Annotated in this window: 15 protein-coding genes and 1 pseudogene; 14 read left to right on the forward strand and 2 right to left on the reverse strand. The window is 62.1% G+C overall.

Going from position 1 to position 18,756, the window contains the following annotated elements; all coding sequences use genetic code 11:
• The first annotated feature begins 115 nt into the window (after nt 1-115).
• The 9 genes from D781_RS00190 (at nt 116) to D781_RS00230 (ending at nt 9,832) form a co-directional block, all read left to right on the forward strand.
• Nucleotides 116-748: a DcrB-related protein gene (locus D781_RS00190; protein ID WP_041411944.1), complete on the forward strand. Its 633-nt coding sequence runs from the start codon at nt 116-118 to the stop codon at nt 746-748.
• 35 nt (nt 749-783) lie between these two features.
• Nucleotides 784-1,389 carry a glutathione S-transferase gene (locus D781_RS00195; protein ID WP_015344039.1) on the forward strand — a complete coding sequence of 202 codons (606 nt, stop codon included), beginning with the start codon at nt 784-786 and terminating at the stop codon, nt 1,387-1,389.
• A gap of 74 nt (nt 1,390-1,463) precedes the next feature.
• On the forward strand, nt 1,464-2,855 hold the full coding sequence (selA, locus tag D781_RS00200; RefSeq protein ID WP_015344040.1) for an L-seryl-tRNA(Sec) selenium transferase: 1,392 nt from the start codon (nt 1,464-1,466) through the stop codon (nt 2,853-2,855).
• Nucleotides 2,852-4,693 (forward strand): selenocysteine-specific translation elongation factor, encoded by a 1,842-nt coding sequence (gene selB / locus D781_RS00205; protein ID WP_015344041.1) that lies wholly within the window; start codon nt 2,852-2,854, stop codon nt 4,691-4,693. The genes selA and selB overlap by 4 nt, the downstream gene beginning before the upstream one ends.
• Nucleotides 4,694-5,036: 343 nt before the next feature.
• On the forward strand, nt 5,037-5,642 hold the full coding sequence (locus D781_RS00210) for a DUF3540 domain-containing protein (RefSeq protein ID WP_015344042.1): 606 nt from the start codon (nt 5,037-5,039) through the stop codon (nt 5,640-5,642).
• 10 nt (nt 5,643-5,652) lie between these two features.
• Nucleotides 5,653-6,045: a DUF4150 domain-containing protein gene (locus tag D781_RS00215; protein ID WP_015344043.1), complete on the forward strand. Its 393-nt coding sequence runs from the start codon at nt 5,653-5,655 to the stop codon at nt 6,043-6,045.
• A 44-nt stretch (nt 6,046-6,089) separates the two neighbouring features.
• A complete protein-coding gene (gene tssI / locus D781_RS00220) occupies nt 6,090-8,399 on the forward strand; it encodes a type VI secretion system tip protein TssI/VgrG (protein WP_015344044.1) in 2,310 nt (769 codons plus the stop codon).
• A gap of 11 nt (nt 8,400-8,410) precedes the next feature.
• Nucleotides 8,411-8,740, forward strand: a complete 330-nt coding sequence (locus D781_RS00225; RefSeq protein WP_015344045.1) for a hypothetical protein — start codon at nt 8,411-8,413, stop codon at nt 8,738-8,740.
• A 99-nt stretch (nt 8,741-8,839) separates the two neighbouring features.
• Nucleotides 8,840-9,832, forward strand: coding sequence for an acyltransferase (locus D781_RS00230; protein ID WP_015344046.1), 993 nt, complete (start codon nt 8,840-8,842; stop codon nt 9,830-9,832).
• A gap of 29 nt (nt 9,833-9,861) precedes the next feature.
• Here the strand turns inward: D781_RS00230 and D781_RS00235 are convergent, their stop codons facing one another.
• Complete coding sequence (locus D781_RS00235; RefSeq protein ID WP_015344047.1) at nt 9,862-11,256, reverse strand: amidohydrolase family protein; 1,395 nt, start codon at nt 11,254-11,256, stop codon at nt 9,862-9,864.
• Nucleotides 11,257-11,597: 341 nt separating this feature from the next.
• Between D781_RS00235 and D781_RS00240 the strand changes: the two genes are divergently transcribed.
• The 5 genes and pseudogenes from D781_RS00240 (at nt 11,598) to D781_RS00260 (ending at nt 17,196) form a co-directional block, all read left to right on the forward strand.
• Nucleotides 11,598-15,806 (forward strand): RHS repeat-associated core domain-containing protein, encoded by a 4,209-nt coding sequence (locus D781_RS00240; RefSeq protein WP_015344048.1) that lies wholly within the window; start codon nt 11,598-11,600, stop codon nt 15,804-15,806.
• Between the two features lie 2 nt (nt 15,807-15,808).
• Complete coding sequence (locus D781_RS00245) at nt 15,809-16,087, forward strand: hypothetical protein (RefSeq protein ID WP_041411680.1); 279 nt, start codon at nt 15,809-15,811, stop codon at nt 16,085-16,087.
• Nucleotides 16,088-16,176: 89 nt separating this feature from the next.
• Nucleotides 16,177-16,485: pseudogene (locus tag D781_RS23930) on the forward strand (RHS repeat-associated core domain-containing protein); the annotation flags it as partial.
• Between the two features lie 51 nt (nt 16,486-16,536).
• On the forward strand, nt 16,537-16,851 hold the full coding sequence (locus tag D781_RS00255; RefSeq protein ID WP_015344049.1) for a hypothetical protein: 315 nt from the start codon (nt 16,537-16,539) through the stop codon (nt 16,849-16,851).
• Between the two features lie 39 nt (nt 16,852-16,890).
• Nucleotides 16,891-17,196: a hypothetical protein gene (locus D781_RS00260; RefSeq protein WP_015344050.1), complete on the forward strand. Its 306-nt coding sequence runs from the start codon at nt 16,891-16,893 to the stop codon at nt 17,194-17,196.
• A gap of 64 nt (nt 17,197-17,260) precedes the next feature.
• Here the strand turns inward: D781_RS00260 and xylB are convergent, their stop codons facing one another.
• Nucleotides 17,261-18,712, reverse strand: coding sequence for a xylulokinase (xylB, locus tag D781_RS00265; RefSeq protein WP_015344051.1), 1,452 nt, complete (start codon nt 18,710-18,712; stop codon nt 17,261-17,263).
• Nucleotides 18,713-18,756: the final 44 nt, after the last annotated feature.

Raw genomic sequence — 18,756 nt, forward strand, 5'->3', positions numbered from 1 at the left:
GCGGCAGACGCATGATTTTGCTGGCATCTCGGTTATTTCCCGTGTCTTATCTGGCATTCGCCTTGGCGTCTTGCTACGTTTACGCCATAGCGCGTAAAGCGAAAGGAAAGGGATGATGTTCAAAAAGATCGTGAAGTTTGCCGCCGCGGCGGCCCTGATTGCCGGCCTGAGCGCCTGTGATGATTCGGATACCAAACAGCCGACGGTGCCGAAGCCCGCGCCGAAACCGACGGCGACCCAGCCGGCGCCAAAGCCGAAGCCTGCACCGCTGCCGGGGCTGAGCGTCTCGCTGCAGCAGGGGAAACTGACCTTTGAGCTGCCGTCCGGTTTTAGCGATCAAACGGAAAACAGCGGCATCATTAACGACCATACGTCGACCATCCAGCGTTTCCTGAATGGCAAGTCGCGCCAGAGCGCCGTCTCCTCCGAGGTGATTCCGCCGACGGGGATGAAGCTGAACGACAGCGACAAAATGCTCAATGAGCTAATGCAGAGCATGATGACCGAGCTGTCCGGCCGCTATAAGCAGATTGAGAAGACCAAGGAAGAGAACTTTACCGTCGGTAAGCAAAAGTTCCGCCGGCTGGATACCGAACAGAGCGTTAACGGGCAAAAAGTGGTTTCCACCATTGTCCTGACGGTGTTCAATAAACGCGTGATTACGCTGCAGATGCTGTCGCCGGCGAAAGAGCCGGCGGTGCACCAGGCGCTGGTGCAACGCATTGTTGATACGCTGGCGGTGAAGTAACCGGCGCTGTCTGCCCGCCGCCCACGGGAGGGAAGATGAAACTGATCGGCAGTTATACCAGCCCTTTTGTCCGCAAGATTTCCGTGCTGCTGCTGGAAAAGGGGCTGGCGTTTGAGTTCGTCAACGATCCGCCCTACGAGGCGCAGACGCGGGTGGGCGAGCACAACCCGCTGGCCAAGGTGCCGGTGCTGCTCGATGAGCACGGCGAGGCGTTCTATGACTCGCGGGTGATCGCCGACTATCTGGAGCTGCTGCCCGCCGGGCCGCGCTTTGTGCCGGACGACCGCGCGCTGGCGCTGCGGGTGCGGCGCGGCGAAGCGCTGGCGGACGGCGTGACCGAGGCGGCGTCGCTGCTGTATCGCGAGAGCCTGCGCGCCGCGGGCAAACAGGATGAAGCCTGGATGCTGCGGCAGCGCGACAAGCTGCAACAGGGACTGGATGCGCTGGAAGCGCTGGCGCAGGAAAAAGCGCTGCTGAACGGCGAGCAGCTGACGCTGGCGGATATCGCCGCCGGCTGCGCGCTGGGTTATCTCAACTTCCGCCGTATCCTGCCCAACTGGTGCGTCGGACGCCCGGCGCTGGTCAAGCTGGCCGAACGTCTGTTCGCCCGCGAAAGCTTTGCCCGCACCTCGCCTCCCTGATCGACCGACGGGCGCGCCGGACGCGCCCCGTTATTGCTGAAGACAACCCTGAACACACCTGACACCGAGCAACCATGAGCACTGAAGCCCAATCTCTTTACAGCCGGCTGCCGGCGATTGACCGCCTGCTGCGCGACCCGGCGATAGCACCTTTGTTGGCCAGCCACGGCCAGACGCTGATTGGCGAGCTGCTGCGGCAGATGCAGGCGCAGGCCCGCGACGCGATTAAACGGCAGGGACGGTTGCCGGCGTGGTGCGACGACTGGCCGCAGGCGCTGCAGGCGCGGCTGGCGCAACAGCAGCAGCCGCGGCTGAAGACGGTATTCAACCTCAGCGGCACCGTGCTGCACACTAACCTGGGGCGCGCCCAGCTGGCGCAGCCGGCGATCGAGGCCATCGGCCGGGTGATGGGCGCGGCGGTGACGCTGGAGTACGATCTGGACGGTGCCGGCCGCGGCCATCGCGATCGCGCGGTGGCCGATCTGCTGTGTCAGCTGACCGGCGCGGAAGACGCCTGCATCGTCAACAACAACGCCGCGGCGGTGCTGCTGATGCTGGCGGCGGTGGCGCCGGGCAAGCAGGTGGTGGTGTCGCGCGGCGAGCTGGTGGAGATCGGCGGAGCGTTCCGCATCCCCGACGTAATGCGCCAGGCGGGCTGCCAGCTGGTGGAAGTGGGCACCACCAACCGCACGCATCTGAAAGACTACCAGCAGGCGATCACCGAACAGACCGGGCTGCTGATGAAGGTGCACACCAGCAACTACTGCGTGCAGGGCTTTACCGCCGCGGTTGATGAAGCGCAACTGGCGCAGCTGGGGCGGCAGCACGGCCTGGTGACCGCTACCGATCTGGGCAGCGGTTCGCTGATTGATATGACGCAGTACGGCCTGCCGGCGGAACCGATGCCGCAGCGGCTGCTGGCCGACGGCGTCGATCTGGTGACCTTCTCCGGCGATAAACTGCTGGGCGGGCCGCAGGCCGGGATTATCGTCGGCAAGAAAGCGCTGATCGCGCAGCTGCAGCAGCATCCGCTGAAGCGTGCGCTGCGCGTCGGCAAAATGACGCTGGCGGCGCTGGAAGCCACGCTGCGCCTGTATCAGCAGCCGGAGCTGTTGGCGCAGCAGCTACCGACGCTGCGCATGCTGACCCGGCCGCAGCAGGAGATGCAGGCCGCCGCCGAGCGTCTGCTGGCGCAGCTGTCGCCGCACTATGCCGGCCGCTTTACGCTGCAGGCCGAACCCTGCTGGTCGCAGATCGGCAGCGGTTCGCTGCCGGTGGATCGTCTGCCGAGCTATGCGCTGACCTTCACGCCGCAAGACGGCCGCGGCGCGACTCTGGAGCGTCTGGCGCAGGCGTGGCGCGCGCTGCCGCAGCCGGTGATCGGCCGCATCAACGACGGCAAACTGTGGCTCGACCTGCGCTGCCTGACGCAGGAAGCGGCGCTGACGGAGGCGCTGCAAGCATGATTATCGCCACCGCCGGCCATGTCGACCATGGCAAAACCACGCTGCTGCAGGCGATCAGCGGGATCAACGCCGATCGCCTGCCGGAAGAAAAACGCCGCGGCATGACCATCGATCTCGGCTACGCCTACTGGCCGCAGCCGGACGGGCGGGTGCTGGGCTTTATTGACGTGCCGGGGCACGAAAAATTCCTCGCCAATATGCTGGCGGGCATCGGCGGCATCGACCATGCGCTGCTGGTGGTGGCCTGCGATGACGGCGTGATGCCGCAAACCCGTGAACATCTGGCGATTCTGCGCCTGAGTGGCCGCCCGGCGCTGACGGTGGCGCTGACCAAAGCCGACCGCGTCGATGCCGAGCGGCTGGCGGAAGTCACCGCGCAGGTGCAGGCCGAGCTGGCGCAGCAGGGCTGGCCTGATGCGCCGCTGTTTGTTACCGCCGCGGCGCAGGATCTGGGGATTGCGGCGCTGCGCGCCCATTTGCTGGCGCTGACGCCGGCGCAACATGCGCTGACGCGTCGTTTCCGCCTGGCGGTTGACCGCGCGTTCAGCGTGAAGGGCAGCGGGCTGGTGGTGACCGGCACCGCGCTCGGTGGCCGCGTCGCGGTGGGCGACACCCTGTGGCTGAGCGGCCAGGAGGTGCCGGTGCGGGTGCGCGGGCTGCATGCGCAGAACCAGCCGGCGCAGCAGGCGCAGGCCGGGCAGCGCATCGCGCTGAACATCAGCGGCGACGTCAGTAAAAGCGACGTGACGCGCGGCGACTGGCTGCTGGCGCAGCGGCCGGCGCTGCGGGCGGAGCGTGTACTGGTGACGCTGGAGCAGGATCAGCGGCTGAAGCACTGGCAGCCGCTGCATATTCACCACGCGGCCAGCCATATCACCGGCCGGGTGTCGCTTCTGCAGGACTCACTGGCGGAGCTGATCCTCGATCGTCCGCTGTGGCTGGCGGAAGACGATCGGCTGGTGCTGCGCGATATCGCGGCGCGCGAAACGCTGGGCGCCGCCCGCGTACTGGCGCTGACGGCGCCGAAGCGCGGTAAACGTCAGCCGGCGTATCTGCACTGGCTGGCGCAGACGGCGCAGGCGCAGGATGACGCGCAGCGGCTGGTGCTGCAGCTGCAGCAGGGTCCGCTGGACGTGGCGGCCTTCGGCTGGGGGCGCCAGCTGAGCGACGAGCGGCTGACGCAGCTGCTGGATGAGCATCAGGTGCTGACGGCCGGCGGCAGGGCGCTGTCGCTGGACAACGCCCGTCAGGCGGAGCAACGCCTGCTGCAGGTGCTGGCGGAGTATCATCAGCAGCATGGCGATCAGCTGGGCCTCGGGCGCGCGCGTCTGCGGCGCATGGCGCTGCCGGCGCTGGACGAGGCACTGGCGTTTTTACTGATCGAACGGCTGCAGGCGGCCGGCGCGCTGCACAACAGCCGCGGCTGGCTGCATCTGCCGGAGCACGGTCTGGCCTTTGGCGAGCAGGAACTGGCGCTGTGGCAGCGCATGGCGCCGCTGTTCGGCGATGCGCCGTGGTGGGTGCGCGACCTGGCGACGGAGCTGGCGGCCGATGAGGCCGAGGTGCGCGCCACGCTGCGCAAGGCGGCGCAGCTGGGCCATGTGACCGCGGTGGTGGTCGACCGCTACTACCTCAGCCAGCGGATGGCGCAGTTCGCCGCGCTGATCCGCGAGCTGCACGCCAGCCAGGGCGGCGCCAGCGCCGCCGATTTTCGCGATCGGCTGGGCGTCGGGCGCAAGCTGGCGATTCAGGTGCTGGAGTTCTTCGACCGCAGCGGCTTTACCCGCCGTAAAGGCAATCAGCACCTGCTGCGCGACAGCGGGCTGTTCGACGCCTGATCTCCGCATTTCCCCGCCTTATCCGCGCTCAGTCTGCTTACGCAGGCTGGGCGTTTTGCCTTTTCTCATCGTTATGTGCGCTTTCTCTCTAAGAATATGCTGAATTTTTGTCCGGCGATCGGCTTCTGTCACATTGTTTTATAAGCAATGTGATAACAATAAGGTAACGATGCTGTGACATTGGCAGTTGTTGTCGGCGGAGGCTTGTGGATAAAGTGAGCATTCGCGCACTTGCCGTTAGTGAACGGCATCCCTGATTGACCCTCTTGCTGCGCGTTGTCGTCTGGTGAACGAGCCGATCGCCGGGGCATTCAGCCTACCGCCGCCGTTAAGGAGTGAGCAGATGAGCAATATCAACCATCAATTGGCGCACAGCGCGGCGCCGCCGCTGCAGAGCGCGGGCACCGTCACCCACTGCTTTGCCGACGGCAGCCTGAGCGTGGAGAGCGAAGGGCGCGGCTGGCACTGTCAGCGCGCCGCCAGCTGCGTGATCGCTCCGCAGGCGGGCGACCGGGTGCTGATTGCCGGGGTGGACAACCAGGTGTGGCTGCTGGCGGTGCTGGAGCGCGCCAACCCGGCGGCGGCGGAGCTGAGCGTGCCGGGCGACCTGCATATCCGCAGCAGCGGTGAACTCAGCCTCAGCAGCGAGGCCCTGCGCGTCAGCGCCGGGCAGGGCGATTGCCATATCAGCGAAATGAATTACAGCGGCGACAAGCTGTCCGCCTGGGTCAGCCTGACCCGTACGGTGGGCAAGCGCGCCGAATCGGTATGGCAGACGGTGACGCAGGTCAGCCAGAACCTGTTCCGCCAGACCCGTAATACCGAGCAGGTGCGCGCCGGGCAGCTAGATATTCGCGCCGATGATTACGCGCGTCTGCATGCGCACAACACGGTGATTACCTCCAAGGCGATCACCAAAATCGATTCAGAACAGATTCATATGGGCTGAGGAGGCCGCGATGTTTGCCAACTGCCAACTGATGGGCGTCGATCTGGCGTTTCCCGACGTCTGTCTGACGCCGACCCCGACGCCCACGCCGATCCCCTACCCGGATATCGCTATGGGGCCGACGGCAATCCCCAATGCGCTGAACATCCTGTTTATGGGCATGCCGGCGCACAATATGGCGACGGTGACGCCGCTGACCAACGGCGATAACGCGGGCGTCGCCACCGGCGTGGCGTCGGGCACGGTGATGGGGCCGTCGCGCCACCTCACCGGCGCCTTTACCGTATTGCTTAAAGGCACGCCGGCCACCCGGCTGACCAGCGTCAGCCTGCAGAACTCGACCAACGCCGTCGGGATGCGCGTGGTGCCCAGCCAGTTCAAGGTGCTGATGCTGGCGCCCTGAGCGCCGCCGGCCATGATCGTGTTAGTTTTGGGGAGAAGCCGTTTATGTTTGACCGTATTACTGTGACAACGCCGGCGGGCGCCGGTGGGCTGAAGTTCTGGAAGCTCAACGGGGTGGAGCAGGTATCACACTCGTTCGAGCTGCAGGTGATGCTGCTCAGCACCGACGCCCGGCTGGACCGCCGGGCGATGCTGGGTCAGCCGATCACCCTGACCATCCCGACGCAGGGGCTGCTGTCCGCGCCGCGCTATCTCAACGGTAAGGTCACCTCGGTCAACGTACACAGCGCCGACATTAACGGTGCGCGCTACGCCGTCTACACCCTGACGATGGAATCCGACCTGTGGCCGCTGAAGCGGGACCGCAACCAGCGCATCTTCCAGAACCAGCGCGTGCCGGATATCGTCAAAACGGTGCTCGGGGAGTACGGCGTGCAGGTGGAGGAGCAGCTCTCCGGCAGCTACCGCAGCTGGGAGTACTGCGTGCAGTATCAGGAAAGCAGCTACGACTTTATCTCCCGGCTGATGGAGCTGGAGGGGATTTACTTCTTCTTCCGCCACGAGGCGGATAAACACACGCTGGTGCTGCACGATGCGCCGCAGCAGCATCAGCCGTTCAGCGGTTATGAGGCGATCCCCTACCACGCCACGCCGTCCGGCGGCAGCACCGGCGAGGAGGGGATCGGCCAGTGGGCGATCTCCGAGCGGGTGACGCCGGGGATCTACAGCATCGACGACTACGATTTCCGCAAGCCCAACGCCTGGCTGTTTCAGGCGCGGCAGAACCCCAGCTCGCCGCAGCCGGGGCAGATTGACTACTATGACTGGCCGGGACACTTTGTCGAGCACGGCGACGGCGAGTTCTATGCCCGCGTGCGGCAGGAGGAGTGGCAGGCGGAGCACCAGCGCATCAGCGCCACCGCCACCGCGTTGGGCATCGTGCCGGGCTGCACCTTTACGCTGCTGAACCCGCCGTTCGTCAGTGACAGCGGCGAGTATCTGGTGCTGAGCGCCAGCTACGATCTGGAGGAGAACAGCTACGCCAGCGGCGGCGACGAGGCGGTGCACCGCATCGATATGACGGTGATCCCCGCCGATACGCCGTACCGCTCGCCGCAGCGCACGCCGTGGCCGCGTACCCACGGCCCGCAGACCGCGCGGGTGGTGGGGCCGCAGGGCGAATCGATCTGGACCGACAAATATGGCCGCATCAAGGTGAAGTTCCACTGGGACCGGCAGGCCAAGGGCGACGACACCAGCTCCGGCTGGGTGCGCGTCTCCAGCGCCTGGGCCGGCCAGGGCTTCGGCGGCGTGCAGATCCCGCGCGTCGGCGACGAGGTGGTGATCGACTTTATCAACGGCGATCCGGACCGGCCGATAGTCACCGGCCGGGTGTATAACGAGGCCAGCATGCCGCCGTGGGCGCTGCCCGCCGGTGCCACCATGATGGGCTTTATGACCCGCTCCAAGGACGGCCACAGCGACAACTCCAGCCATCTGTTCTTTGAGGACAAGGCCGGCTCGGAGATGGTGCAGCTGCACGCCGAAAAGGATATGAATATTTCGGTGGAGAACGATAAAACGGTGACCGTTGACGGCAACCGCACCACCACCATTCAGAAAAAGCAGCAGGACGAGGTGTTCGGTGACGCCAGGTTCACCTACCACGGCACGCGCACCACCACGGTGACCAAGAAAGAGACCAAAACGTTTGAAGACGGCGAGAAGGTCACCATCACCAACGGCCGTCATTCAGAGATCACCAGCGGCGGCGAAGAGCTGAAGATTACCGGCGTACGCAAGGTGGAAACGGTGGGTACGGAAGAGCAGATCGTGTCGGAAAAGGTGACGCGTCGCTATAAGGCCGGCATGGACTCTTTCTTGAAAGGAAAACGGTTTGATAAGGTGACGGGAGAGCGCCACAACGTGGTGACCGGGGATATCCTCAATGAGTTTGGCGGCCTGCTGACGGAGAAGATTACCGGCGCGGTTGATACGGATATTCAGGGTTCCTGGACACAGAAGGCGAAGCAAGGCATTACCATCAGTTCACCACAGATGATTACCATCGACAGTAAGGTGAAGGTCAGCATCAAAACGCCGGCGGCGCTTGAGTATAAAGACCATAAAGAGACCGTGTCGATGTTCTCGTTCGATTTCACGGCGGCGAAGGTGGTGACGGAGGGTTATTCCACGACCGTGACCGTCGGCGGTAAACTCGGTCTGGCAACGATGAAATTCGACAAGACCGGTTTTGATCTCTCGACCAAAGAGGGACGGGTGGAGTTTGGTCAGGCAATGGTGCAGGTTGGGCAGATCATGTCGCAGTTTAACGGCCTGACAATCATAGGCTGAGGGATATATTTATGAAGTTCGCGATCATTATTTCCGTGATTATTTTTGCGGGTTTTTTTGCCTATATCGCCCACCTGTTTTACCGCGATCACAAGATAGACGCCCAGGGACGGGAGCTGCTGGCGCACGTGGAAGAGGTGCATTACCGCAGCTCCAACGATAACGGCAGCATCAATATCCGCTACCGGCTGTCGTGGCAGGAAGGCGCCGCCACCAAAGAGGTGGAAGGCAAAGAGACCATCCCGGCCTTCTATTCGTCGAAGGTGCAGCAAGGCAGCGACGTGACGATCCGCTACCTGGACGACGACCATATTGCGTTTGTGTTTGATAAAGACCGTTAGGTCTAATCCGATAGTACGCCCGGGGCTTGTCGCCCCCATCCGCACGCTATACCCTGCGCGGTAACCTGGTTAACGATAAAACGACATGCAAGGGTGCGGATGAGCAATAAAATTGGCTGGATAGATAACTTACGCGCCGTGGCGTGCCTGATGGTGGTGATGATCCACGCCACCACCGCGGTGCTGACCACGCCGGATAAGGTGGGCAGCCTGGCCTGGGACGTCGCCAACCTGCTCAACGCCCTGTCCCGCGCGGCGGTGCCGCTGTTCTTTATGATCTCCGGCTATCTGTTCTTCGGCGAGCGCAGCGCCAACCGCAAACACTTCGTGCGCATCGGCGGCTGTATCCTGTTCTACAGCGCCGTGGCGCTGGCGTATATCGCCTGCTTCACTCATATCGGTTTCTGGCCTTCGCTGCGTACGCTGCTGCAAAAGCCGGTGTTCTATCACCTGTGGTTCTTCTACGCCATCGTGGTGGTGTATCTGCTGTCGCCGCTGATCAACGTCAAGCCGGTGTCCGGCCGCTATCTGGCGGCGGCGCTGCTGATTCTGGCGGTGCTGGCCAACCCGAACGGCGATAAGTTCGCCGTCGACGGCGTACACCTGCTGCCGGCCAACCTGTATATCGCCGGCGATACCTTCTACTACCTGCTGTATGCGCTGGCCGGGCGGGCGATCGGCATGATGGATACCGGGCGGCGCGGCGTCAGCCTGCTGGCGGCGCTGGGGTTGGTGGGCAGCGTGGCGCTGATTATCCTCGGCACCCGCCATCAGTCGCTGATTAACGGCAACCTTGCCGCCACCTACTACCTGTACGCCACCCCGCTGGTGTTTATTGCGGCGGTATCGCTGCTGGTGTGGTTTAAAAACTGTCTGGCGCAGCCGGTGGGCTGGCTGGCGGTATTTTCCCGCCATTCGCTGGCGATCTACGGCCTGCACGCTCTGATTGTGAATCTGCTGCGGCATCAGGGCTGGGATCTTGACGGCTATCCGCTGCTGGATATTTTCTGGGTGTTCGGTCTGGCGCTGGGGCTGAGCCTGCTGCTGTCCGTCGGGCTGCAGAAGATCGACCGCCGGCGGCTGGTGTCCTGAACGGGCGGCGGCCGCCGCCCGTATTTACCTCAGGCTTTGGCGACGCTGCCGTACACCAGACGCCCCTGATGGAAGGTGGCGCGACGCGGTGAAATGCGCGCCACCGCCTCGGCCGAACAGCTGGCGTCGACCAGCATAAAGCCGGCGTCGTCGCCAACCTGCGGCCAGACGCGCCGGCCCTGGTCGTTCAGCGGCAGCAGGTTGCCGGTGGCGATGGCCAGAGAGCGCGACAGGTGGAACTCGTCGGAGCCCCGGTACAGCTGGGCGTACAGGTTGGCTTTTTCCAGCATATCGCCACTGCCGAACGGCGACCAGTGGTCGATCACGCTGTCGGTGCCGGTCATCACAAAGACCCCTTTTTCACTCAGCTGCGGCAGCGGCATCATCAGGCTGCCGATCGGCACCGTCGAGGCGATGTCGATCTGCTGCGCCGCCAGCCGCTCGGCGGTGTCCGCCAGGCGTCCCTCATCCAGCGTACTGAGCGCGAAGGCGTGGCTGATGGTGACTTTGCCGCGCAGCGCCGGGTTTTTCTCGACGGTGGCGATCATATAGTCGATGGCTGCCACGCCCGCCGGGCTGGTTTCATGCAGGTGAATATCGACGCCCTTGCCGCTGTCGAGCGCGATCTGGAACATGGCGTCGAGCGATTTCTCCATCGCGCCGTCGACGTTGGTCGGGTCCAGCCCGCCGACGTACTGTACCCCCATCTGCATCGCTTCGCGCATCAGCGCGTCCACCTTGGAGTGCAGCAGGCCGTGCTGCGGGAAGGCGACGATCTCGCAGCTGAAGCCGGCGCGCTGATTTTCCAGCGCGCGCTGCAGGTGCTCCAGGCTTTTCAGCCCGCTGACCGGGTCGATATTACAGTGGCTGCGCGCCACCGTGCTGCCCTTCGACTGCAGCAGGGCGATTAGCCCCTCGGCGCGCTGCTGCGAGGTCGGCAGCAGCTTGGGGATCAGCGTCTGCTCCAGCGCAATCATATCCATGATGGTTTTGCCCTGGCGTGGACGCGGCGCCTGCCACGGGCCGCCGTAGAAGGTTTTGTCCAGGTGGATATGCATATCGCGCGTGCCGGGCAGCAGCAACTGGCCGCCCGCCGAATAGCGTGGCAGAGCGGCGGGCGGCGTTGCGCCGGCCGGGTGCAGCGCCGCGATTTTGCCGTCTTTGATTTCCAGCGTGTAACGCGCGGTGCGGGTGCCGATCACCGTATCGCCGTCGTACTCGAAGCCTTCTTCCAACAGCACGTCGCTCAGCAGGTAGTGGCGGTCGGTGAGGTTCATCGGCTCCGGCGCGGTGCAGGAGGCGGCAGCGGCGGGCGCGGCCGCCTGCGCCATGCCGCCGCTCATGCCGAGCACCGCGCAGGCGGTGGTCAGCTTGCCGGTTTGGCTGAGAAAGGTTCTGCGGCTTTGTTGTTGGCTGTTTTCCACAATCGGTTCCTTATCCAGAGGTGTTGCGTTGCAGCCATTAATCTAAAAAAGTCGCGCCGGGGTTGGCAGCGACATTTGCCACTGGTGATTATTCGATTTGGTAATGATGGCGGATGGGTTAGCGGGATGGGTTGACTTGCATGTTTTTTGTGCGATTCTTTATACCTTCTTGAAGCAAAAGGATTTTGCGTAATGCCTGGCTTTTCCCTCAGTGTTTTTCCTAAGCACGGCATGATTCCACCGTCTGATCATGTCAGACGCACCGTCAACGTGTTGCTAACAGGTAATACTGCTGTTTTCTTCAATATCTCCCGAGTATCCAGCCCTCCAAGGGGCGAGTCATGAGCGAAGCGGCACGCGTCGGCGATGCGATTGGACATTCCCATGCGCTGGCCGGGATGATTGGCGGCACGATTGTCGGCGGCCTGATTGCTGCCGCCGGCGCGGTGGCAGCGGGGGCGCTGTTCGTTGCCGGCCTGGCGGCGTCCTGCGTGGGCGTCGGTGTATTACTGGTGGGCGCCAGCCTGGCGGTGGGTTATCTCACCGGAGAGCTGGCGGCCAAGGCGCGAGATGGCATTGCGGAGGCCGGCGCAGGGAGCCTGACGCCGGCCGGCAAGATAGTGACCGGCTCGCCGGATGTGCGCATCAATGGCAAGCCGGCGGCCATCGCCACCGTCAGCCGGGTTGTCTGCGAGCAGGATGGTCCCAGCATGCAGATGGCGCAGGGTTCGGACAAGGTGTATATCAACGGCCGGCCGGCGGCGCGCGTGGGGGATAAAACTAACTGTGACGCCAAGGTGATGGAAGGCTCACCCAACGTGCGCATCGGCGGCGGCACTGTTACCACCCTGCCGATAAAACCGGAAGTACCGGACTGGGTGTATAAGATTTCCGACCTGACGCTGCTGTTTGCCGGCCTGGTAGGTGGCGTCGGCGGCGCGGCCAGCAAGCTGGGCGCGCTGGGCAGAATGCTGAGCAAGGCGCCCGGCATCAACAAACTGGGGCGAACCGCCTGCCGGTTCGGCACGCTGATGACCGCCACGACCGCCGCCGGCATTATCGCCCGGCCGGTTGATATCATCAGCGGCCAGAAACTCCTGTCCGGTGACGACGAGCTGGACTTTGTGCTGCCATCGCGCCTGCCGGTTGAGTGGCAGCGCTACTGGCGCAGCGGCAACCCGGCAGAGAGCGTACTGGGCCGTGGCTGGAGCCTGTTCTGGGAAAGCAGCCTGCAGACCTACCAGGATGGCCTGGTGTGGCGTGCGCCGTCCGGCGACTATGTCTCCTTCCCGATGGTGCCCAAAGGGCATAAAACCTACTGCGAAGCGGAAAAGTGCTGGCTGATGCACAACAGCGACGACAGCTGGCAGGTGTTCGACGTCAGCGAGCAGGCCTGGCACTATCCGGCCTTATCCGATGAACAACCGAGCCGTCTGCAGATGGTGACTGACCTCGCCGGCAACGCGGTTTCCCTGTTCCACGATGACCATGGCCGGCTGACCGAGCTGGTCGACAGCGCCGGTCAGCGGCTGGCGTGTCGCTACCTGACCATCGCCAACGGGCTGTCCCGTCTGAGCACGGTGCTGCTGCATACCCCGGATGGCGAGCTGCCGCTGGTGCACTACGCCTACGATGAGGAAGGGCAACTGGTGACCGTCAGCAACCGCGCCGGCGAGGTCACCCGACGCTTTGGCTGGCAGGACGGACTGATGGTCAGTCATCAGGACCACAACGGCCTGCTGAACGAGTACCGCTGGCAGGAGCTTGACGGCCTGCCGCGGGTAGTGGCCTACCGCAACAGCGCCGGCGAGCAGTTGGAACTCTATTATGATTTTGCCGGCGGCATGCGGCGGGTGGTGCGCGATGATGGCCGGCAGGCATTGTGGCAGTTGGATGACGACGACAACGTGGCGCAGTTCACCGACTTTGACAGCAGAAAATCGGTGTTTATCTATGAACGGGGCGAGCTGTGCGGCGTGGTGCTGCCGGGCGGTGCGCAGCGTCAGAGCGAGTGGGACCGTTACGGCCGCCTGCTGAGCGAGACCGACCCGCTGGGGCGCACCACCACCTATCAATACTCCCGCAACAGCGGCCGCCTGTTCTCGGTCACTTATCCGGACGGCAGTCAGGCATTTCAGCACTGGGACACTCAGGGGCGCCCGACGCAGCAGATTGATGCGCTGGGCAACGTCACCCGCTATCACTATCCCGACGAGGAAGAGAGCCTGCCGGAATGCGTCATCGATGCGCTGGGCGGCGAGGTGAAACTGGTCTGGAACGCACAGGGACTGCTGACGCGCTATACCGACTGTTCCGGCAGCGTCACCGCCTACGCCTATGATGCGCTGGGCCAGCTGACGCACCGCACCGATGCGGAAGGTCACCTGACCCGTTACCGCTGGGACCGTGCCGGCCGACTGCAGACGCTACTGCATCCGGACGGCAACGAAGAACTATTCGACTGGAATGCGCAGGGCCAGCTGGCCCGACACCAGGACCCGCTCGGCAGCGAGACGCGCTGGCAGTACAACCTGCTGGGGCAGCCGGTCAGCGTCACCGACCGCATCCAGCGTACGCGCCGTTACCACTATAACTGCCGCGGCTGGCTGACGAGACTGGAAAATGGCAACGGTGCCGATTACCAGTTCAGCCACGATGCGGTTGGTCGGCTGATGATTGAACGGCGGCCGGACAGCATCGAGCGTTTATATCGTTATGGCCCCGATGGCCAGCTGAGCGAATACCGGGAAGTCGCGTCACCGGACGTAGAGCCGCAGCCGTCCCCGCGGCTGCACCAATTCCGTTATGACGAGGCCGGCCAGCTGGTCTGGCGAGCCAACGACAGCGCCGAGTGGCATTACCACTATGATGCGGCCGGGCGCATGAACCGCCTGACGCGCACGCCGACCGCTGCCGGCAGCGAACTGGGTATCGAGCCGGACAGCGTGCAGCTGCGCTACGACCAGGCCGGCAACCTGCTGAGCGAGCAGGGCGTCAACGGTGAGCTGCAGTACCAGTGGGATGCCTTGTCCAACCTGCAGACGCTGACGCTGCCGCAGGGCGACCGGTTTCAGTGGCTCCATTACGGCTCCGGCCACGCCAGCGCCATCAGGTTTAACCAGCAACTGGTGAGTGAATTCAGCCGCGACCGGCTGCACCGGGAAACCGGCCGTACGCAGGGTGCGCTGCAGCAGCGGCGCCAATACGATGCGCTGGGGCGGCGCAGTTGGCAAAGTAGTGCTTTCAGCCACGGACAGATAACCAAACCGGAAGAGGGCGTGCTGTGGCGCACGTTCCGCTATACCGGGCGCGGCGAACTGGAAGGTGTCGGTGACGCGCTGCGCGGTGAGATTCATTATGGCTACGACGCGGAAGGACGCCTGCTGCAGCACCGTGAGGCGCAGCAGGGCAGGCCGGGCCACCGGCTGCGCTACGACCTGGCGGATAATCTGACCGGTGAGCAGCGCGTCAGCCGGGACCCGGATACCGACCTGCCGCCGGCGCCGGTGGTCAATAACCGGCTCGAATACTGGCAGCGGATGTTTTACCGCTATGACGGCTGGGGCAACCTGACCCGCCGGCGTAACGGGGTTTACCAACAGCATTACGTCTATGATGCCGACAACCGGCTGATAAAGGCGCACGGCCGCGGCCCGCAGGGTGATTTTGAGGCGCAGTATCACTATGACGCACTGGGACGCCGCACGCGCAAGACGGTGACTCTCAAGGGGAAAGCGCCGGAAACCACGCGCTTCGTGTGGGAGGGCTACCGGCTGCTGCAGGCGCAGCGGGACAACGGCACGCGCCGCACCTGGAGCTATGACCCGGCAAGCCGGTGGACGCCACTGGCAGCCCTCGAACAGGCGGGCGATGGCCAGCAGGCGGATATCTACTGGCTGCACACCGACCTTAACAGCGCGCCGCTGGAGGTTACGGATAGCGAGGGTAACCTGCGCTGGTCCGGCAACTACGATACCTTCGGCAAACTGCAGGGGCAGACGGTCGCCGGCGCCGAACGGCGCAAGGGCGCGCTCATTGAGCAGCCGCTGCGTTATGCCGGCCAGTACCAGGATAACGAAAGCGGGCTGCATTATAATCTGTTCCGTTACTATGAGCCGGAGGTAGGGCGTTTTACCACGCAGGATCCGATAGGATTGCGCGGCGGGCTGAACCTGTATCAATATGCGCCAAACCCGTATGGATGGGTGGATCCGTTAGGGTTGAAATCATGTGGCCCAACGCGCACTAGACATGTACCTAACCGTCATATCCGGCGTCATAATAATATTGGTAATAGCAAGTTCTCCTTGAGAGAGAGAATAAAACTTCAAGGTAAGAGTAAATATAAAAAACCTAATCAATATAGAAAGTTAGAAGATAGAACAATGAGTAATCCAAGCCGAGTAATACATCAAGGGGATGGAAGGATTAGGTATGAGAGAGATTATGATCGTGTCATTGGTACAAGAGGTGAGCAAGGGCATGTGACCGTTTATGATCCAGTAAAGGACAAGATTATCACATCTTACCCAGCTCATTTAGAGGATTAATTATGCTTGATTTATATTATCTTTCTGACAGTGATGGAACTAAGCCATCTTTGATATTAACTGATAAGGTTCTGAGGAAGATTGAAGCTTCATTTTTGAAATTAAAAAATAAGACAGGAGTTTATATTGACCCATATGGGAAAACTAGGGTTTATCCAGAACATCAGAAGATACTAATTGATGATCTAAGTGATTTTAAAGATGAGGATGTAGTTTCTTTGGTAAATTATCTCATTGAAGCTAGGAATGACAATGAAGTTATAATCGCTGACGGAGATTAATATATTACCGGGTGGGAGTAAATCCTTCCCGGTTTTGCAGTATCCGTGAAGGTTATTAGTTTGACAGGCCAGGGCAGCGCTACGCCGGCCAGTACCAGGATAACGAAAGCGGGCTGCATTATAATCTGTTCCGCTACTATGAGCCGGAAGTGGGACGCTTTACCACGCAGGATCTGATAGGGTTGCGCGGTGGGCTGAACCTGTATCAATATGTGCCGAACCCATATGGATGGGTGGATCCGTTGGGGTTGACAAGCAAGGTATATGAAGATGCCCCCTATCATGGAAAAATCGATAATGCTGTTAAAAGTAGAGCGCCTACCAATGGGCAGGTAGCTTTAGATCATTCGGTACTAGAGAATGGGATGCTTTACATCCTGATCAACAAAATGCACTAAAGAAGGCAAGAATGGTCGATAGGAAGGGAAATGTAAAAGGTGGGTGTTAATATGAAAGACTATACTAAAACTGAGATAGAAAGAAAACTTGACTCAGATGATTTGTCTGATGTGACTGATGCCTTGCTGTATCTGACATTTAACATTGATGATTTCAATTGGGTACAAGATGTTGATTTGAAAATGCTAGATCACCCCAATGAAGAAGTTTGTTCTTTAGCTATCACCTGTTTGGGACATATTGCGAGAATATACTCAAAGATTGATAAGGAAAAAGTAATCCCTTGTCTTAAAAATAAAGCAAAAGATAAGCGTTTCACAGGGCGAGTTGAAGATGCGATGGATGACATAAGTATGTTTACTTAAAATTAATATGGCTATGGTTGTGGGGTCAGTCCAGTTTAAATGATTGTTATTAATGGTTTTAGCGAATTACTAAAAATGAAGGGTGGCCTGCCTGATGTCGGTTGGCTGTATGTCTCGCCATCGTTTAGCCTTTCTTCTGAAGAGGATATCGTCAACGGTAGTTATTATATTGCTGAAAACGAAGACGAAGAAATGGATTTTGAAGATAACTACGGCACGTTCCTTGAAGCGCCAATCTTTAAGGCGATCATTGACAATAAGTTAGAGCACAGTCCTGCTTCTGGGAGTGTAGAACTTCTTGAAGCAGTCCGCTATTACCTCGAAAACGATGATTTTCAGGACTGAAAACTTTTAGCCTTGCATTTTCAGGGAGTCATCGGGGCCAACCATCTTGGTTGGCCCTTTACGCTCACATCAACGGCAGCAGGCAGCGGTACAGCTCGCGGAAGGTGGTGCGGCGGGCGGCGTAGGCCTGATGGCGTTCGGCATCCGGCGTATGCATCTGCTCCAGCGGCAGCGGGGGCAGCAGCTCGGCCAGCGGGCGCTGCGGGTTGAGCGCGATCTGCGCCAGCCGCGCCGCGCCCAGCGCCGGGCCGACGTCGCCGCCGGTGCGGTATGCCAGCTGCTGGCCACTGATATCCGCCAGCATCTGTCGCCAGTACGGGCTGCGCGCGCCGCCGCCGATCAGCGTAATGCTGTCGGGCTGCAGGCCGCTGGCGTGCAGCGCGTCCATGCCGTCGGCCAGCGCAAAGCCCACGCCTTCCAGCACCGCGCGCGCCAGGTCGTTTGGCCCGTGCTGGTGGGTCAGCCCCCAGAATACGCCCTTGGCGTTCGGGTTATTGTGCGGGGTGCGTTCGCCGGACAGATAAGGCAGAAACCACAGCGGCGTCTCCGCCGGGGCGGCCTGCTCGACGTTGCGCAACAGCGTGGCGACGTCGGCGACGTTGGTCAGCCGGCAGACCCAGTCCAGACAGGAGGCGGCGCTGAGCATCACCGACATCAGGTGCCAGGTGTCGGGCAGCGCATGGCAGAAGCTGTGCACCGCGCTGGCCGGGTTGCTGAGGAAGCCGTCGCTGACGGCGAAATAGACGCCGGAGGTGCCGAGCGACAGCATCGCCTGGCCGGGCTGATACAGCCCGACGCCGATCGCCCCCGCCGCGTTGTCGCCGCCGCCCGCCGCCACCGGCGCCTGCGGCATGCCCCAGCGCTGCGCCAGTTCGGTGTGCAGCTGGCCGGTGAGCCGGCTGCCTTCAAACAGCGCCGGCATCTGGTCGCGCGTCAGGCCGCAGGCGGCCAGCATCTCATCGCTCCAGTCGCGCCGGGCGACGTCCAGCCACAGGGTGCCGGCGGCATCCGACATATCGCTGGCGAAGACGCCGCTCAGCCGCCAGCGCAGGTAATCTTTCGGCAGCAGCACCTTGTCTATCTGACTGAAGATGTGCGGCTCATGCTGCCGCACCCACTGCACCTTCGGCGCGGTAAAGCCGGGCATCATCAGGTTGCCGGTAATGGCACGCGAGCGCGGCACCGCCTGTTCCAACTGGCGGCACTGCGCGAAACTGCGGCCGTCGTTCCATAGCATGGCGGGGCGCAGCACGTTCTGCCGGCTGTCCAGCAGCACCGCGCCGTGCATCTGGCCGGTCAGGCCGACGCCCTTAACCTGCTGCAGCGTATGCTGCCGGCCGAGCGCCAGCATGGCGCGGTCGGTCGCCTGCCACCAGTCGTGCGGATCCTGTTCGGACCACAGCGGTTGCGGGCGGGAGAGGGTCAGCGCCTCGGTGTGGCTGGCCAGCAGTTGCCCGCGCTCATCCAGCAAAATGGCTTTCACGCCGGAGGTGCCAAGATCGATGCCGATATACATAGAGGTTCCCTTCCTTCGGTGGGCGTATCCGCGGTCACGCGGCC

The organism is Serratia sp. FGI94 (genome assembly GCF_000330865.1).
GTDB classification, from domain to species: domain Bacteria; phylum Pseudomonadota; class Gammaproteobacteria; order Enterobacterales; family Enterobacteriaceae; genus Serratia_B; species Serratia_B rubidaea.

Bases quoted from the DNA above. Each gene is read 5' to 3' on its own strand.
- D781_RS00190 (WP_041411944.1), top strand. From the start codon at position 116: ATGTTCAAAAAGATCGTGAAGTTTGCCGCCGCGGCGGCCCTGATTGCC.
- D781_RS00195 (WP_015344039.1), top strand. From the start codon at position 784: ATGAAACTGATCGGCAGTTATACCAGCCCTTTTGTCCGCAAGATTTCC.
- selA (WP_015344040.1), top strand. From the start codon at position 1,464: ATGAGCACTGAAGCCCAATCTCTTTACAGCCGGCTGCCGGCGATTGAC.
- selB (WP_015344041.1), top strand. From the start codon at position 2,852: ATGATTATCGCCACCGCCGGCCATGTCGACCATGGCAAAACCACGCTG.
- D781_RS00210 (WP_015344042.1), top strand. From the start codon at position 5,037: ATGAGCAATATCAACCATCAATTGGCGCACAGCGCGGCGCCGCCGCTG.
- D781_RS00215 (WP_015344043.1), top strand. From the start codon at position 5,653: ATGTTTGCCAACTGCCAACTGATGGGCGTCGATCTGGCGTTTCCCGAC.
- tssI (WP_015344044.1), top strand. From the start codon at position 6,090: ATGTTTGACCGTATTACTGTGACAACGCCGGCGGGCGCCGGTGGGCTG.
- D781_RS00225 (WP_015344045.1), top strand. From the start codon at position 8,411: ATGAAGTTCGCGATCATTATTTCCGTGATTATTTTTGCGGGTTTTTTT.
- D781_RS00230 (WP_015344046.1), top strand. From the start codon at position 8,840: ATGAGCAATAAAATTGGCTGGATAGATAACTTACGCGCCGTGGCGTGC.
- D781_RS00240 (WP_015344048.1), top strand. From the start codon at position 11,598: ATGAGCGAAGCGGCACGCGTCGGCGATGCGATTGGACATTCCCATGCG.
- D781_RS00245 (WP_041411680.1), top strand. From the start codon at position 15,809: ATGCTTGATTTATATTATCTTTCTGACAGTGATGGAACTAAGCCATCT.
- D781_RS00255 (WP_015344049.1), top strand. From the start codon at position 16,537: ATGAAAGACTATACTAAAACTGAGATAGAAAGAAAACTTGACTCAGAT.
- D781_RS00260 (WP_015344050.1), top strand. From the start codon at position 16,891: ATGATTGTTATTAATGGTTTTAGCGAATTACTAAAAATGAAGGGTGGC.
- xylB (WP_015344051.1), bottom strand. From the start codon at position 18,712: ATGTATATCGGCATCGATCTTGGCACCTCCGGCGTGAAAGCCATTTTG.